At 34.4% G+C, this 17,020-nt stretch carries 15 protein-coding genes; 8 read left to right on the forward strand and 7 right to left on the reverse strand.

Translation table 11 applies throughout. The features are described 5' to 3' along the window. Positions 1-90: 90 nt before the first annotated feature. The 4 genes from AAFN75_RS04135 to AAFN75_RS04150 form a co-directional block, all read right to left on the reverse strand. A complete protein-coding gene (locus AAFN75_RS04135; protein WP_411808355.1) occupies positions 91-1,257 on the reverse strand; it encodes a formimidoylglutamase in 1,167 nt (388 codons plus the stop codon). A gap of 6 nt (positions 1,258-1,263) precedes the next feature. Continuing rightward, positions 1,264-3,783: a type I DNA topoisomerase gene (gene topA / locus AAFN75_RS04140; RefSeq protein WP_411808356.1), complete on the reverse strand. Its 2,520-nt coding sequence runs from the start codon at positions 3,781-3,783 to the stop codon at positions 1,264-1,266. A gap of 143 nt (positions 3,784-3,926) precedes the next feature. Beyond that, entirely contained in the window at positions 3,927-4,712 is a 786-nt protein-coding gene (locus AAFN75_RS04145; protein ID WP_411808357.1) for a hypothetical protein, read from the reverse strand. 110 nt (positions 4,713-4,822) lie between these two features. Beyond that, complete coding sequence (locus tag AAFN75_RS04150) at positions 4,823-6,055, reverse strand: LVIVD repeat-containing protein (RefSeq protein ID WP_411808358.1); 1,233 nt, start codon at positions 6,053-6,055, stop codon at positions 4,823-4,825. Between the two features lie 329 nt (positions 6,056-6,384). Here AAFN75_RS04150 and miaB point away from each other — a divergent pair, with 329 nt between their 5' ends. The 8 genes from miaB (at position 6,385) to groL (ending at position 13,733) form a co-directional block, all read left to right on the forward strand. Continuing rightward, positions 6,385-7,833 (forward strand): tRNA (N6-isopentenyl adenosine(37)-C2)-methylthiotransferase MiaB, encoded by a 1,449-nt coding sequence (gene miaB, locus AAFN75_RS04155; protein ID WP_411808359.1) that lies wholly within the window; start codon positions 6,385-6,387, stop codon positions 7,831-7,833. Between the two features lie 11 nt (positions 7,834-7,844). After that, the gene (locus tag AAFN75_RS04160) at positions 7,845-8,321 is read left to right on the forward strand and encodes a hypothetical protein (RefSeq protein ID WP_411808360.1); all 477 of its coding nucleotides are present in this window, start codon (positions 7,845-7,847) and stop codon (positions 8,319-8,321) included. A 32-nt stretch (positions 8,322-8,353) separates the two neighbouring features. Then, complete coding sequence (locus AAFN75_RS04165; RefSeq protein ID WP_411808361.1) at positions 8,354-9,625, forward strand: sigma-54 interaction domain-containing protein; 1,272 nt, start codon at positions 8,354-8,356, stop codon at positions 9,623-9,625. A 74-nt stretch (positions 9,626-9,699) separates the two neighbouring features. After that, positions 9,700-10,206: an LPS assembly lipoprotein LptE gene (gene lptE / locus AAFN75_RS04170; protein WP_411808362.1), complete on the forward strand. Its 507-nt coding sequence runs from the start codon at positions 9,700-9,702 to the stop codon at positions 10,204-10,206. Positions 10,207-10,248: 42 nt separating this feature from the next. Beyond that, positions 10,249-11,208, forward strand: coding sequence for a hypothetical protein (locus AAFN75_RS04175; RefSeq protein ID WP_411808363.1), 960 nt, complete (start codon positions 10,249-10,251; stop codon positions 11,206-11,208). Beyond that, complete coding sequence (gene secG / locus AAFN75_RS04180) at positions 11,208-11,564, forward strand: preprotein translocase subunit SecG (protein ID WP_411808364.1); 357 nt, start codon at positions 11,208-11,210, stop codon at positions 11,562-11,564. Before AAFN75_RS04175 ends, secG begins: the two co-directional genes overlap by 1 nt. Before the next feature lie 140 nt (positions 11,565-11,704). After that, on the forward strand, positions 11,705-11,980 hold the full coding sequence (gene groES, locus AAFN75_RS04185; RefSeq protein WP_144115695.1) for a co-chaperone GroES: 276 nt from the start codon (positions 11,705-11,707) through the stop codon (positions 11,978-11,980). Between the two features lie 121 nt (positions 11,981-12,101). Continuing rightward, positions 12,102-13,733 carry a chaperonin GroEL gene (groL, locus tag AAFN75_RS04190; protein ID WP_411808365.1) on the forward strand — a complete coding sequence of 544 codons (1,632 nt, stop codon included), beginning with the start codon at positions 12,102-12,104 and terminating at the stop codon, positions 13,731-13,733. Positions 13,734-13,827: 94 nt separating this feature from the next. On the opposite strand, the gene AAFN75_RS04195 is transcribed toward groL, so the two are convergent. The 3 genes from AAFN75_RS04195 to AAFN75_RS04205 form a co-directional block, all read right to left on the reverse strand. Then, the gene (locus AAFN75_RS04195; protein WP_411808366.1) at positions 13,828-14,178 is read right to left on the reverse strand and encodes a ribose-5-phosphate isomerase; all 351 of its coding nucleotides are present in this window, start codon (positions 14,176-14,178) and stop codon (positions 13,828-13,830) included. A gap of 12 nt (positions 14,179-14,190) precedes the next feature. Further along, a complete protein-coding gene (locus AAFN75_RS04200) occupies positions 14,191-14,598 on the reverse strand; it encodes a heavy-metal-associated domain-containing protein (RefSeq protein WP_411808367.1) in 408 nt (135 codons plus the stop codon). 84 nt (positions 14,599-14,682) lie between these two features. Next, positions 14,683-16,935 carry a TonB-dependent receptor gene (locus AAFN75_RS04205; protein ID WP_411808368.1) on the reverse strand — a complete coding sequence of 751 codons (2,253 nt, stop codon included), beginning with the start codon at positions 16,933-16,935 and terminating at the stop codon, positions 14,683-14,685. Positions 16,936-17,020 lie beyond the last annotated feature (85 nt).

The raw sequence follows: 17,020 nt of genomic DNA on the forward strand, positions 1-17,020 counted from the left end.
AAAACAACTTTTTATCCAAAAAAATAACATTTCGTCGTAAAAAATTAGCTTTTAAACGATGAAATTGGTATTTCAACTAAACTTTATTCTTTAAACGCTATTCTTTTTTAATGCTTTATACCACCTGTCTGGTAATTCATTGTTACAAGCGTCAAGATAATCTTGATGCATGCATGGTAATAACGTATGTCTTTTTAATTTATTATTAACATTTGATAAAAAAGGAATTTCTATCCACCATCTACCGGTTTTATTACTCTTGTAAAAAATCAATTCCTCCGATTCGACTAAAGTAATGTATTTTTGATAATTACTATCCTCCGAAAAATCATCATCGTTAACACGATAGTTTACCCCTTCAACAAAATACCATAACATTTGAGCTACCAACATTGAAGTAAGCTCATCGTCCTTTGATGGTCTATATTCATAAATACCAAACGAAGATACTTTATTACTAATACCCGCATATCGTGCTATAGCACATATTTCCTTACCATCTAAACCGTTTGGCGAATATTTTTGTTTTGCACTTACTTCCGATCCTTTTACCGAAGATAAGTCTATACTAACAATATTTGCGTCTCTTAATGCTGGCTCCACAATAGTAATATCGCTAGAAACCGTTCCGAGCCTATAAGACTCAAAATATAAGTTTTCCATCAAATCTATTTCTTCTTGCGAATTGAAATAGGTTTGATAACCAATGGTTGCATAGTTAAACAAGTTATAAGGCTGATCCAATATTATCTTACCAACAAAGCTATTGTTTTTAATTGGTTTAGTGGAATCTCCTAAGTTAAATTGCGAATCTACATTTGCAATATTAACCATAGGAATTAAATTATCGTAAGCTCTATAATTAGCATAAGTTAAATCTTGCGATCCACCAATTATAATAGGAATCACTCCTTTTTTAACTAAAATAGTTATCGCTTCTCTTACAGCAAAATAGGTATCTTCTATACTTTCGCCTTTGTCAATATCGCCTAAATCTGCTATTAATGTATTCCAACTACCAGGAAATAAGCTATAAAATGATCGTCTTATTTCGTTAAGATTAATTTCTTCGCCTATATAATTAATATCATTCCGATTTTCTAAAACCCCTAAGATGGCTATTTTAACACCATCAAGATCTGGAATTCCATTTTGAACCGAATGAATTTTAATTTTACGACCAAGAGCTTGCGCAGACAAAAGCTCGTTATGAGCTAGAACTACATCTGAAACTGGAGTTAAAAAATTAAAATTCATTTATATTTATTTCTTTTTAGCTGCTGGCTTCTTTTTTGCTGGTGCTTTCTTTTTAGCCGCAGTTTTTCTTGCTTTCTTTTTAGGCGTATTAGCTTCTATAATGGCTTTAGCCTCATCCAAGGTCATATCGGTAACATCAACCGTTTTAGCCAACTCTACCTTCACTTTGCCTTTTAAAACATTATGGCGGCCCCAACGCGCTTTTTCAACGCGTATGCCTTCATCTTCCCAATTATGGATAACCTTCTCAATCTCTTTTTGAATTTTTGTTTCAATCAATTCAACAATTTCATCATCAGATAAATTATCCCAATCGTATTTTTTGTTTACGTTAATAAACATATTGTTCCATTTTATAAATGGTCCAAAACGTCCTTTTCCTTTTTGTACTGGTAAATCTTTGTACATGTAAATTGGAGCATCTGCTTTTTGCTTTTCTTTAATTAAAACAATAGCATCATCTAACTCTACACTTAAAGGATCTGTACCTCTAGGAAGCGATACATAAGCTTCTCCAAACTTTACATAAGGTCCAAAACGTCCATTATTAACAGTAACTTCCTCTTCTTCAAATTTACCTAGAGTTTTAGGAAGCTGGAACAAATCCATAGCTTCTTCGTAGGTAATTGTATTTAGTTGTTGGTCTGGACTTAAACTAGCAAATTGCGGTTTCTCCTCATCATCAACAGTACCTATTTGCACCATTGGACCGAACTTACCTAAACGCACACTTACACGTTTTCCCGTTTTAGGATCTTCACCTAAAATACGTTCTCCAGATTCTCTATCGGCATTTTCCTTAACATCCTCAACAACAGGATGAAACTCCTTGTAAAAAGACTTCATCATTTCTGTCCAATCTACATTTCCTTCGGCTATTTCATCAAAATCGGCTTCTACCTTAGCAGTAAAATTATAATCTAAAATAGCGTCAAAATGATTTACCAAAAAGTCGGTTACAATTATTCCAATATCAGTTGGCACCAATTTCCCTTTATCTGACCCTACTTTTTCGCTTAAAGTCACATCTTTAACAGTTCCCTCTTGCAAAGTAAGCTGAGCGTAACTTCTCTCAACACCTTCAACAGTACCTTTTTCAACATAATTTCTATTTTGAATAGTCGAAATAGTTGGTGCGTAAGTAGATGGACGACCAATACCTAACTCTTCTAGCTTTTTAACTAAAGAAGCCTCGGTATATCTTGCTGGCGGCCGCGTATAACGCTCTGTTGCCGATATATAATTATTAAGTAATGTCTCGTTAGTTTTCATTGCTGGAAGCATACCGTCTTGCTCTACATCTTCATCATCGGTACCTTCTAAATACACTTTTAAAAAGCCATCGAAAGTAATTACTTCTCCATTGGCTGTAAATGTTTCTTTATGCGTTGAAGCACTAATTTTAACATTAGTTCTTTCCAATTCGGCCTCACTCATTTGAGAGGCAATGGCACGTTTCCAGATTAAATCGTATAAACGCGCTTGATCTCTATCTATATTTACAGAATGCGTTGCAAAATTGGTTGGACGGATAGCCTCATGCGCTTCTTGAGCACCCTTAGCTTTTCCTTTATAATTTCTTGGTTTACTGTAAGAATCGCCATAAGCATTAATAATTTCTGCTTCGGCTCCTTTTTTAGCTTCGTCTGATAGATTTACACTATCCGTTCTCATATAAGTAATTAAACCGGCTTCGTATAGGCGTTGCGCCATAGTCATGGTTTTACTTACTGAAAAATATAATTTTCTTGATGCTTCCTGTTGTAACGTTGATGTTGTAAACGGTGCAGCAGGCGACTTTTTTGCTGGTTTTTTAGTTAAATCGGCTACCTTAAAATCGGCTGAAGCGTTTTGCTCTAAGAATTTTTTAGCTTCGGCTTTCGTAGAAAAATTCTTTGGAAGCTTAGCTTTAAACGTCTGCCCATCTTCATTAGAAAATTCGGCATCTATTCTATATGAACCTTCTGGAGTAAACCCTTGGATGTCACGTTCCTTTTCAACAATTAATCTCACAGATACAGATTGTACACGACCAGCAGATAAACCACCTTTTACTTTTCTCCAAAGTACTGGCGATAACTCGTAACCTACAATTCTATCTAAAACACGACGCGCTTGTTGTGCATCTACCAAATCGTAATCAATACTTCTTGGGTTTTCAATAGCTTTTAAAATAGCTCCTTTAGTAATTTCATGAAAAACAATACGTTTTGTCTTATCTTTATCCAGTTTTAAAGTTTCGGCTAAATGCCACGCAATAGCCTCACCCTCGCGATCCTCATCACTTGCTAACCAAACCATGTCGGCTTTTTTAGCTAAGTCCTTCAGTTTTTTAACAACTGCTTTTTTATCTTTAGAAACTTCGTATTTGGGTTTAAAATCACCATCAACATCAACCCCTAATTCCTTGGAAGGTAAATCGGCAATATGCCCGAAACTAGATTCTACTTTAAAATCTTTTCCTAAAAATTTTTCAATGGTTTTTGCCTTTGCAGGTGACTCCACTATCACTAAATTCTTCGCCATACTTCATTTTTTGAAGCTACAAATGTATATCAAAAAAAGTTTACCTGTAGCATTTTATGGATTAACTGTGTATTATCGAAACAAAAAAACCTGATTTAAACATAGTAAAATCAGGCTTTTTCGTATAAACAAATTTATTTTTTTTATTCTATTGTTGTAGTTCCTATTTCATCAATAGCACTATGCTCATCAAATCCTATTACATTTTTATAAATTAAATATACAGGATGATAAGTAAAAGCGGTTGTAAACAATAACCCAACACCACATAATAAATACCCTACTATGTTAGCTAACAATGCCGAAACAATTATTAAACCAAATGAAATAAGCCATTTTTTTGTTCCTAATTTAAAACTTGCCTTTATAATTTCGCCTACCGTTAAATCTGGATTAAAAGCAAAAAACACTGCAAAAAATGATAATGGCACCATAGCATATAATAAAGGTATATAACAAAGTAAGGCCGATGGTATAGCAATTCCTATTGTAGCAAGTGTAATCATAAACGTTTTTCCTAAATATTGCTTCTTAACAAAATAGAAAAAATCTGGAGTTACCACTTGCTCGTTATTATCAAGTTTTCTCATTATTCTATAAAAACCAGCGTTAATAGCAAACGTTACAGACCCTAAAACAAGTACTGCAACTATAATAAACATTATGTATAAGGCAGACATACCGGCAAAGAAACCTTCCATACCACTGCTATCTGCATAACCGTTTTCTTGCTGTGCTATAACCATACCTATTAATGGTATATAAAACACAATAATTAAAGGCAACATAATTAACATGGTAAACAAAAGCATTAAAAACCCTTGTAACCACGTTTTTTTAAATAGTTCGATAGATTCACTAAAAATAATCCCAAAATCTAGATCTTTAGCCTGTTCAATTTTACCTAAAAGCGTATCAATAACATTCATACTATAATAATTTGGTTAGAAAAACTGTAAGTATATTAACTTACAAACAAGTTGCAATTATACATAAAAAAATCTGCCCGTAAGCAGATTTGAAACAACATTTATTTAGCTTAGTTTAGTTTGAAAGCGCTAATTAAATTAACATCGTTTTCTTTATATTCATATTGATAGAGTGTGTTATCGCCAATCATTAGCAAGCTTTCTTCCAAAGGAATAACATCTTTAGCCTGTACATTTTTTAAGGTATTTACCAATACCAAATCTTTAGGGGTTTCTCTATTAAATAGTTTTAAACCCGCCGTACCATCGCACACATAAAGCATATTTTCCTTTACACCCAAACCATAAGGGTTCTCTAAGGTATAGCGTTGCGCTAATGTAGGTGTTGTTTTATCGCTAATATCGATAACCTCTAACACACTTTCTAGTTGTCCACAAGCATTACCGCCACGTAACGTTACATAAGCATAGTCGCCATCTACAACAACCGGATCGCAACCTTCCCAATGCGTAAACTCCGAAACATACTCAGGCAACTTCGGGTTATCCAAACTATAGATATACATCCCATTAGTACTACCTAAATACAAATACCCATCGGCCTGAAACATAGTTTCTATATTCCATCCCGCGTACGTGGTATTTTCAAGGACTGGTTCTTTTAAATTCTGAATATTAAAAATGGCCATTTCATAATTACCAACCGCATACAAGTACTTATTTACAATTTGAAAACGCGCTAGCGAACCACCTACGCCCGTTACAGACTCCACATTAGAAGCTAACGCATCGTCTTCAAAAAACATAACATCTGTGTTTTTTTTACGAAGCTCGGTGGCCAAAGTCCATCCTACAATAATATCTTCATTATAATCAAACTTACCATAATCTACAACTTGGGCTTCAACAGGAACAGCGTAATCATAAACATTAAACACATCTTCCAACCGTTCAATAAACTCAACATTATTAATATCCCTAATATCAAAAACAACCAAATCGGTTGCACTATCGGCATATAAAACCCCATCCTTAACCGAGATATCCTCGTTACCAGGAATTTTAATAAATTTTATAGCTTCAGGTAACTCTGGGTTTGAGTTATCGATAATATGAATTCCATTATCTACATCGCCAATAAAAATATAATCTCGATACACATAAATTTTACCAACCGTTTCAATACTCTTAGGCGCATCAATTTTTACGGCGCTCCTAAAAGCAGTCTTACTCATTAATTGCGGCGTTGCAACTTGTACAAACTCATAATCGTCGTCGTTATTATTATCGCAAGAGCAAATAGAAACAAGTAGAGATAATAGCAAAAGATATTTAAATGTCATAAGCAGGGTATTTTTAATAAAGATGCAAAAACATAAAAAGGTTGCGTATATAATATAAGTTTTTTTATGGTGCAACCCAAAAGGGTCGGGCTAAAAGCCCGTCTTGAGCTTAGTCGAAAAATTGCAAGTCCTCGCACCTCCTTCGTCGGGCTGTGGGCTATCCAATACTATCCCTTGCGCGCTTACTCAAAACCGCTTAGCACAACCCAACAAAACTTAAAAAATCACAGTTCAAAATAACATATAAAATCAAACTGCCACTTTGTCACTAAATGTAAATTTATTGTATCTTTGCATACTTATTGACCCGGTAGAAATATCGACACACTATGGAAAAGACAATAGACGAAAATAAACAAGGCCAATCTTTAGTTATAGACAAGAAAGAAGGCAACAAACGTAAACTTTTTATCGAGAGCTACGGTTGCGCCATGAATTTTAGCGACAGCGAAATTGTTGCATCTATAATGGCTAATCAAGGTTTTAATACCACACAAAACCTAGAAGAAGCCGATTTGGTTCTAGTAAACACCTGCTCTATTCGCGATAAAGCAGAACAAACCGTACGTAAACGCCTTGAAAAATATAACGCCGTAAAACGCGACCATAACCCAAACATGAAAGTTGGCGTACTAGGTTGTATGGCCGAACGCTTAAAAACTAAATTTCTTGAAGAAGAAAAAATAGTAGACCTAGTAGTTGGACCAGACGCCTACAAAGATTTACCAAACCTTCTTGCCGAGGTAGATGAAGGTAGAGATGCTATAAACGTTATCCTATCTAAGGAAGAAACCTATGGCGATATATCGCCGGTGCGTTTAAACACCAACGGCGTTTCTGCATTTGTATCCATTACTCGTGGCTGCGATAATATGTGTACTTTTTGTGTGGTACCTTTTACTCGCGGTAGAGAACGTAGTAGAGACCCACAAAGTATCATTGAAGAAGTTAACGACCTATGGAGCAGAGGTTACAAAGACATTACTCTACTTGGGCAAAATGTTGATAGCTATTTATGGTATGGTGGCGGCCTTAAAAAAGATTTCGAAAAAGCCAGCGATATGCAAAAAGCAACTTCGGTAAATTTTTCTAACCTATTAGAAATCTGCGCCAAAGCACAACCTAAAATGCGTATTCGTTTTTCAACATCAAACCCTCAAGATTTAACTTTAGATGTGGTTAAAACCATGGCTAAATATCAAAATATCTGTAACCATATTCATTTACCCGTGCAAAGTGGAAGTAATCGTATTCTTAAAGAAATGAATCGCTTACATACCCGAGAAGAGTATATGGAATTAATTGATAACATTAGAGAAATCATACCTAATTGCACCATCAGTCAAGATATGATTGTCGGATTCCCAACCGAAACTGAAGATGATTTTCAAAATACTATTTCCTTAATGAAATACGTAAAATACAATTTTGGTTATATGTATAAATATTCTGAACGCCCAGGAACTATGGCTGGCAGAAATATGGAAGATGATGTTCCAGAGGATACAAAAAAACGAAGACTGCAAGATATTGTAGACTTACAACGTATTCACAGCGAAATTAAAACCAAAGAATGGTTAGGTAAAACTGTTGAAGTACTTATTGAAAAGGAATCTAAAAAATCAGATAAGCAATGGTCTGGTCGTACCTCAGAAAGTATTGTATGTGTATTCCCAAAAGGCCATTATAAAGTAGGCGATTTTGTAAATGTAAAAGTTACTAACTGTACAAGTGCAACGCTTATTGGAGAAGCTGTAGGGTTCTCACAAAACAATTAAATGTATTATGTATGAGTAAAAGTATAGTGTTATTCTTAGGGTTTGCATTTGTATTATCAACTAATTACGCTCAAATTAACCTAGAGCTAAACACGGTTAACACCAATTACCTTGCAATTACTAATACTATAAAAGTTAAAACTCTAGCATCTAACCTTTCTTTTAATTCTAATAAACTTATAAATTTATTAAATAAAAAATTTGGTCTATTTAACGAAGCATCAAAAGGTAAATTAGGGGTAACCTACTTATGGAAAAATATAGCCCTAAAAAATATAAATACCGAAGGTGGTACTTTGATTATATACGATTCACATTATGATAAAAAACAAGAACATCTAAATGGTAAAATCACTCATATCAAAATACCAATTGTAAATATTTACATATTAGACATGAACAATAAAAACATTTTAGATTCAAATAAAAACGAAACTAAAATGATAAAATATTTTAAAAAGCTTATTAAGAAAGCAAGTAAAAATTAACTAAAAAGATTCCCATTTAATGGGTAATTATTATGGAATCAATTCAAGCTATAAAACAACGTTTTGGAATTATTGGTAATAACCAAGCACTAAATCGCGCTATCGAAAAGGCCATACAAGTAGCGCCTACCGATATCTCGGTTTTAGTTACCGGCGAAAGTGGTGTTGGAAAAGAAAGTATTCCAAAAATAATCCATCAATTATCTCATAGAAAACACAACAAATACATTGCTGTAAACTGTGGTGCCATTCCAGAAGGCACTATAGACAGTGAGTTGTTTGGGCACGAAAAAGGAGCCTTTACAGGAGCAACACAAACTCGCGAAGGCTATTTTGAGGTTGCCGATGGCGGCACCATTTTTTTAGATGAAGTTGGCGAATTACCATTAACAACTCAAGTACGTTTATTACGTGTTTTGGAAAACGGCGAATTTTTAAAAGTAGGATCCAGTAAAGTTCAAAAAACAGATGTTCGTATTGTAGCGGCAACAAACGTAAATATGTTTGAAGCTATCGAAAAAGAAAAATTTCGTGAAGATTTATATTATAGACTAAGTACGGTAGACATTAACTTGCCACCGCTTAGAGAGCGACAAGAGGATATTCATATTTTATTCCGGAAATTTGCCAGCGATTTTGCATTAAAATATAAAATGCCCACTATAAAACTAAGTGATAATGCTATTCAAGTTTTATTAAAACATCGATGGGGCGGAAACATTCGTCAATTGCGTAACATAGCCGAACAACTTTCTGTTTTAGAACAAAACCGTACGGTAAGCGCATCAACATTACAAGGTTATTTACCTGCTTCGTCGGGCACTAACCTGCCTGCTGTTATTAAAACATCTAAATCGGAAAGCGATTTTAGTAGCGAACGCGAAATTTTATACAAAGTACTTTTCGACATGAAAGCCGACCTAAACGACTTGAAAAAGTTGACTATGGAACTCATGAAAAACGGCAACGTTAAAGATGTCGAAAAAAATAACGAAAGCCTGATTCAAAAAATTTATGGCGATAACGATGATGAGGATATCGATTTTAAAGAATCTAACTCAAACAACGACCTCATCGCTATTGCAGAACATAATTCGAGTAAAGATACTCCAACACCTGTTCAAGATAAATATTACTTTGCCGAAGAAATTGAAGAGGAAGAAACGCTCTCATTACACGATAAGGAATTAGAATTAATTAAAAAATCGCTTGAACGTCACAACGGAAAACGTAAATTAGCAGCCGAAGAATTAGGGATTAGCGAACGTACACTTTATCGAAAAATTAAGCAGTTCGATTTATAACATTAAACAAAGTTAATCGTTACAGCAATACTCTAATAATCACAAATAACGTAAGTTATACATCGATTTAACAAATGAAACACACAAAATACATCATTATTCTTCTATTAACCATAACTTTTTTTAGCTGTGGCATATACTCATTTACAGGAGCATCAATTCCTCCTGGCACAGAAACTTTTCAGGTAAACCGATTTGAAAATACATCGTTACTTGTAGAACCTGGTTTAGAAAACGAATTTAAAATAGAACTTGAAGATTATATTTTAAATCAAACCAATTTAACTTTAAACCCATCTAGAGGCGATTTAATTTACGAAGGTGAAATTACAGATTATAGAATCTCACCTACTACAGCTACGTCGGCAAACACAGCAGCACAAAACAGATTAACCATTAGCGTTAAACTTCGTTTTTTCAACACCAAAAAAGAAGAAGACGATTTAGAACAAAGTTTTTCTTTTTTCTATGACTATCCTGCTAGCACACAATTAATAGGAAGCGTAAAAACAACAGCGCACGAAGAAATTTTTGAACGTATAACTCAAGATATATTTAATGCTACATTAGCAAAATGGTAGTTATTAATAAATAACATAAAAGCAATAAATAAGGTATAACCAATGAACCAAACAGATTTTACATATATTTTACAACACCCTCAAGATATTTCTCATGAGCAAACGGAGGCTGTAAAATCTATTATTGAGAGGTTCCCCTATTTTCAAGCGGCACGCGCTATACACTTAAAAGGATTAAAAAACCAAAGTAGTATTTCATACAATCAAGAACTTAAAACTACGGCAGCTTACACAAGCGATCGTAGTATTTTATTCGATTATATAACATCTGAAGCTTTCATTCAAAATGAAATCTCTAAGGCCATTAAAAAGAATACTGAAAACTTAAAAGGCATCCCTGTAAATGTAGAAGATATATCAGTTAACCGCAGCGTAACCATCGACGATATTTTAAAACAACAAATTAAAGATACCGATGGTGTTTTAGACCCTGCTTTATTCGAACCTAAAGAATATAGACCTAAAAAATTCACGGGTTTTAAACTAGATGAATCAAAAAATATTGAAAATGCCACCAAGGAAAACAAAACTCAAGAAGCAACACCCGAAGACTTATTGAACCTTGGCCAACCGCTTCAATTTGACAAAAAAGAAACACATTCCTTTAATGAGTGGTTAAAGTTATCTCAATTTAAACCCATAGAACGCGAGCAAGAAAAGGAAACGAACACACAAGAAGAAACACCTGGAGAAGTTAAACCTTCAAAAGGATTAGCAAAAGCTGAAAAGTTTCAACTTATCGATAAATTTATTGCCAAAAACCCAAAAATAAGCCCTGATAAAACGGCACCTTCTAAAGGGAATTTAGCAAATGCACAAATGATACAGCCAGAGGCTTTAATGACCGAGACTTTAGCACGTATTTATGTTGAACAAAAAAACTACAAAAAAGCAATTCAATCTTATAAAATTTTAAGTTTGAAATATCCAGAAAAAAGTAGTTTCTTTGCAAACCAAATTAAAGCTGTAGAGCACATACAAGAACAAAACAATAGAGAATAATGAGTACGTTTACAATATTTTTAGTCCTTATAGTAGTTGTAGCATTTTTGCTAATCGTTGTAATTATGGTTCAAAACCCTAAAGGTGGCGGATTATCATCATCTTTTGGTGGTGGCGGTACACAACAATTAGGTGGTGTAAAAAAGACAACCGACTTTTTAGATAAAAGTACATGGACCTTAGCAACTTTGTTATTAGTATTAATACTAGTTTCAAACATTGCAATTGATAGAGGAAATGCAGGTGTAGAATCTAAAGCTTTAGATACCGATGCACAAAGCACACAACCTTTACCAGCTGTACCAACAACAAATGACACAACGACTGCAACTCCAGAGGATTCGGCAGCAGAGTAATTAGCATAAAAACAAACAATTAAATGCCAACTTATAGAGTTGGCATTTTTTGTTTCTGCAAGTTTGTCAGTTAACAAGTAATGGCACATTTTTAGCACCTTACTTAAACATTAATATAAATTATAAAAAACTATATAAAAATGGCATTAAACATTAAACCCTTAGCAGATCGTGTTCTTATTGAACCTGCTGCAGCCGAAACCAAAACAGCTTCAGGAATTATTATTCCAGATAATGCAAAAGAGAAACCACAAAAAGGAACTGTAGTTGCTGCTGGCCCAGGAACAAAAGATGAGCCTATTACAGTTAAAGTTGGAGACACCGTTTTATATGGAAAATACGCAGGAACAGAACTTAAACTTGAAGGTAGCGATTATTTAATCATGCGTGAGAGTGATATATTGGCAATTATCTAATTGCAAATTCCAAAAAAATAAAAAAACAAAATTCCGAAAATTCTCAATAAAACATTCTAATTCCAGAATTGGAATTTAAAGTTTAAAAATTGAGATTTAAAAATTTTAAAAAATTTTCATTATGGCAAAAAACATAAAATTTGATATTGAAGCACGCGACGGTTTAAAACGTGGTGTAGATGCATTAGCCAATGCAGTAAAAGTAACATTAGGTCCTAAAGGACGTAACGTAATTATTTCTAAAAGCTTTGGTGCTCCTTCTGTAACTAAAGATGGTGTATCTGTAGCAAAAGAAATTGAATTGGCAGACGAGCACGAAAACATGGGTGCTCAAATGGTAAAAGAAGTAGCTTCTAAAACTAACGATTTAGCTGGTGATGGTACTACTACTGCTACTGTATTAGCGCAAGCTATTGTAAAAGAAGGTTTAAAAAACGTAGCTTCTGGTGCTAACCCAATGGATTTAAAACGTGGTATAGATAAAGCTGTTGAAGCCATTGTTAAAGATCTTGAAAAGCAAGCTCAAAAAGTTGGTAATTCTTCTGAAAAAATAAAACAAGTTGCTGCTATTTCTGCAAATAACGACGATACTATTGGAGAGTTAATCGCTCAAGCTTTTGGTAAAGTTGGTAAAGAAGGTGTTATTACTGTTGAGGAAGCTAAAGGTATGGAAACTTATGTTGACGTAGTTGAAGGTATGCAATTCGACAGAGGATACTTATCACCTTACTTTGTAACTGATGCTGATAAAATGATTGCTGATTTAGAAAATCCATACATTTTATTATTTGACAAAAAGATTTCTAACTTACAAGAAATTCTTCCAATATTAGAACCAGTTGCACAATCTGGTCGTCCTTTATTAATCATTGCAGAAGATGTAGACGGACAAGCCTTAGCGACTTTAGTAGTAAACAAATTAAGAGGTGGTCTAAAAATTGCAGCTGTTAAAGCTCCAGGATTTGGAGACAGACGTAAAGCAATGCTTGAAGACATCGCTATCTTAACTGGTGGAACTGTAATTTCTGAAGAAAGAGGATTTACTCTTGAAAATGCAGATTTAAGCATGTTGGGTACTGCTGAAACAGTAACTGTAGATAAAGACAATACAACTATTGTTAATGGTGCTGGAAAAGCTGGAGATATTAAAGCTAGAGTAAACCAAATTAAATCTCAAATTGAAACTACAACTTCAGATTACGATAAAGAAAAACTACAAGAGCGTTTAGCTAAATTAGCTGGAGGTGTTGCTGTACTTTACGTAGGTGCTGCAAGTGAAGTTGAAATGAAAGAGAAAAAAGACCGTGTTGATGATGCCTTACACGCAACGAGAGCTGCTGTAGAAGAAGGTATTGTTGCTGGTGGTGGTGTTGCTTTAGTTAGAGCAAAAGCTGTTTTAGCAAAAATTACAACTGATAATTTAGATGAAACTACTGGTGTACAAATAGTAAATAAAGCTGTTGAAGCTCCTTTAAGAACTATTGTTGAAAATGCTGGAGGCGAAGGTTCTGTAGTTATAAATAAAGTATTAGAAGGTAAAAAAGATTTTGGTTACGATGCTAAATCTGAACAATATGTTGATATGCTAAAAGCTGGTATTATCGATCCTAAAAAAGTAACTCGTATTGCTTTAGAAAATGCAGCTTCGGTAGCTGGAATGATTCTAACAACAGAGTGTGCTTTAATCGATATTAAAGAAGATGCTCCTGCCATGCCTCCAATGGGCGGTGGCGGAATGCCAGGAATGATGTAATGGGAAATAGCCATACACATTGACTCCTGTCAATTATAAACTTAAAAGCCTTTGATGAAAATCAAAGGCTTTTTTATTATATATATTTTAATTTTTAATTAAACCAAACCGCATAACGTTTTCCGCGCAACTCCAGAGCCAGTGTTTCCTCCATTTTTAAAGCTTCTGCCCTAGAAAACATTGGATCGATATGATTGTACAAACTAGGTCTTAAATACGATCCATATTTCTGTACAATATTGGACGACAATTTATAGCCTTTCTTATTTCTATGCCCTATTTTATGCTGCATAAATCGCTCTTTTGGCGTTTTACTTGTCATACCTACATACAAACATTCCAATACGCCATTAAATTGCGGATTTGCTACACGAAACTTAGCATTTTCAGTAAACACCCGTTTGGATAATTCTATAACATAAATACGATATTGTACTTTAGGCATAAAGGTTATGCTCTAGTGGTTATGATCATGGTCCTCACCTTCTTCATGCTTATGCTCATGTTCTTTTTTTGGAGCATGATCATCAATTACGGCTTCGTCACGATATTTACAACATGGGTGCACAGTAGCGTAAGCTTCATCTGTTGCCTTTAATACTTTAGTATCGTGTCCTGCATCAAGCACTTGCTTTTCTATTGTGGAAACGCTTGTTTTACGATCGTCGAAAATTAATTTCAACTCATGGGTGTCTATACTCCAATCTGCAAACTTTACGCCTTTTGTGTTTAAACATGCCTTTTCAATACGTGCTTTACACATACCACAAATACCATCCACCTCTATTGATGCTTTGGCATTTTTGTTTTGTGCGAATGTTAATGTTCCGGTTAGCATTAAAGCTATTACTAATAGTTTTTTCATATTTTAATTATTTAATATTTTTAATATCCTCGTTAGAGGTCTTCTTAATTAATTTTCTAGTTATTAATTTAAACTTCTATTTTCCTAACGAAGTTTAAATCGCAAGCCTGCATAATACATGCTTCCAAAAATGGGGCCATATACAAAGGTAGAATCAAAATTCGCACCAAAAGGGTCTTCTGCACCTAAAATAGGATTAGACTGTCTTAAATTTGTAATATTCTCACCTCCTAAATATACTTCAAATTTTGGAGAAAACACCCTGGTTATTTGCGCATTTAAAGTTGCAACCGTTGGTGTTCGCTCGGGCAATTGATACTGGGTAGGATTCGCACTTGTATTGGCATAACGTTGGTCACTTAACCAATTAAAGGTGGCATCAAACTTCCAGAAATCGAGTTTTGTTTCGTTATGTTCGGTCTCGTATCCAATATTTGTAAAAAATCGATGTTTAGGCGTTAACGGGCGCTCTAATCTGCCTGAATTATAATCGGTTTTTACATCATAAAATTTATAAGCCATTCGCAAATCTACATGCTCAAAAACATTATAATTCAATTCGGCCTGAAAACTATTTGCAAAACTTTTTCCGTCTAGATTATAAAAATTTATCTCGGTAGGTGTTTCCCAATCTACTACAATTTGATTTTTAAAATCGGTTTTATAATAATCTAAAGTTATATCTGCTTTCCTACCAAAAAGATTAAAACCTTGTAAATAGGAAACGCCATAATTCCATGCAATTTCTGGGTCTAAGCCATACACACTTCCTCCTGTATCTAATATATTAATTTGTCTAGATGTAGAGAACAGTTGTTGGTTTTCGGTAAAAATATTAGCACTTCGTTTCCCTCTACCAAACGATGCTCTAAAGGCCGATTTACTCCAAGGCGAATAACGTGCATGAACTCGTGGTGTTATAAATTCACCTAACAAATTATGATGATCCACACGCACACCTGCGGTAAGATTAAACAGTTCTAAATTATCAAAACTATACTCAAAAAACGCACCTACCGAGTTTTCGGTTCTTTCAAAATCTGCCTCTAACGAACCCGCATTTACAAACTCGTCGTAATGATCGTAAGTATAGCTAATTCCTGTTTTTATTTTATGTCTAGAATCGCTAATTATAGAGTTATAAATAGCATTAGCATACAAACTATTATGTGTAATATCATAAGTATTTAAACCAAAATACGAGTCTTGTATATGGCTACTATAAGCCGTTTGAACCCCAAGACTTTGCCAAGGAATTTCCGGATTAACATAACCAAACTTAGTAGAAATCTCGTAACGTTTCGTATTAATTTCGCCACCCCAATTATTGGTTGTTAGCTTATCGGTATCTGGATTAAAATCCAACTCGCCCATTTGCTTTTCATCATTTAAAAACTTCAAATTAACAAAGCTTACAAAACCCTTTTCTGTATCGGTATATTGCCAACGATTCATCAGGTTAATTTGATTAAATTTTGGCATATCTAAAAAGCCATCGTCATTAACATCATGCTCTCCTTTATGTGTATTACCATGAATATACAAGCCCGTATGCCATTTATCGCTCACCTTAGTGTTTATGTGTGTATTAAGCTCTAACCGCTCGCTAGATGCTCCGTATAAATTAACAAACAATTTATCGTCGGTAGATGGTTTTACCAATTCGGCATTAATTTGGCCTGCAATACTTTCAAACCCATTAACAACACTACCGGCACCTTTAGTAATTTGAATACTTTCCACCCAAGTTCCAGGAATAAAACTTAAACCATAGGCTTGCGATGCCCCACGAATAGACGGGATATTTTCGGTGGCAATTAAAATATAAGGGGTCGTTAACCCGAGCATTTTAATTTGTCGTGTTCCCGTCATAGCATCGGCAAAATTTACGTCTATAGAAGGATTTGTTTCAAAACTCTCAGAAAGATTACAACAGGCCGCCTTTAACAACTCTGCACTACTTACATTAATTACATTAGCAGATTTATAATACGATTTCGCGGTGGTTTGCTTTCTAGATTTTACCATAACGGCATCTAAATTATCGCTAGGTTGCAACCAATGCTTAATTTTTTTAGGCGCATTAACCCATAATGTATCTGTTTTAAAACCAACATAACTTATAATAAGCTTGCGGTATTCTGGCTTGTACGACAGCGAAAAATTACCATCAATATCGGTTACTGTTCCAACTTCTGTACCTTGCCAATAAACGTTAGCACCTGCCAACCCTATTTCTCTGGTTTTATCGTAAGCATCAAGTATTTTTCCTGTTATATTATCTTGCGAAAACAGCAAAAACGGAAGCATTACGACTATATATATAATTTTTTTCATTCTTAATAAATTTAATTTGGGCGTTACCCACAAGGGGTCGGGCTTTCACTACTCGCTCCTCCTTAGGTTGGGAGCTTAAACAAGC

The organism is Algibacter sp. AS12 (genome assembly GCF_046736315.1).
GTDB classification, from domain to species: Bacteria; Bacteroidota; Bacteroidia; order Flavobacteriales; family Flavobacteriaceae; genus Algibacter_B; species Algibacter_B amylolyticus.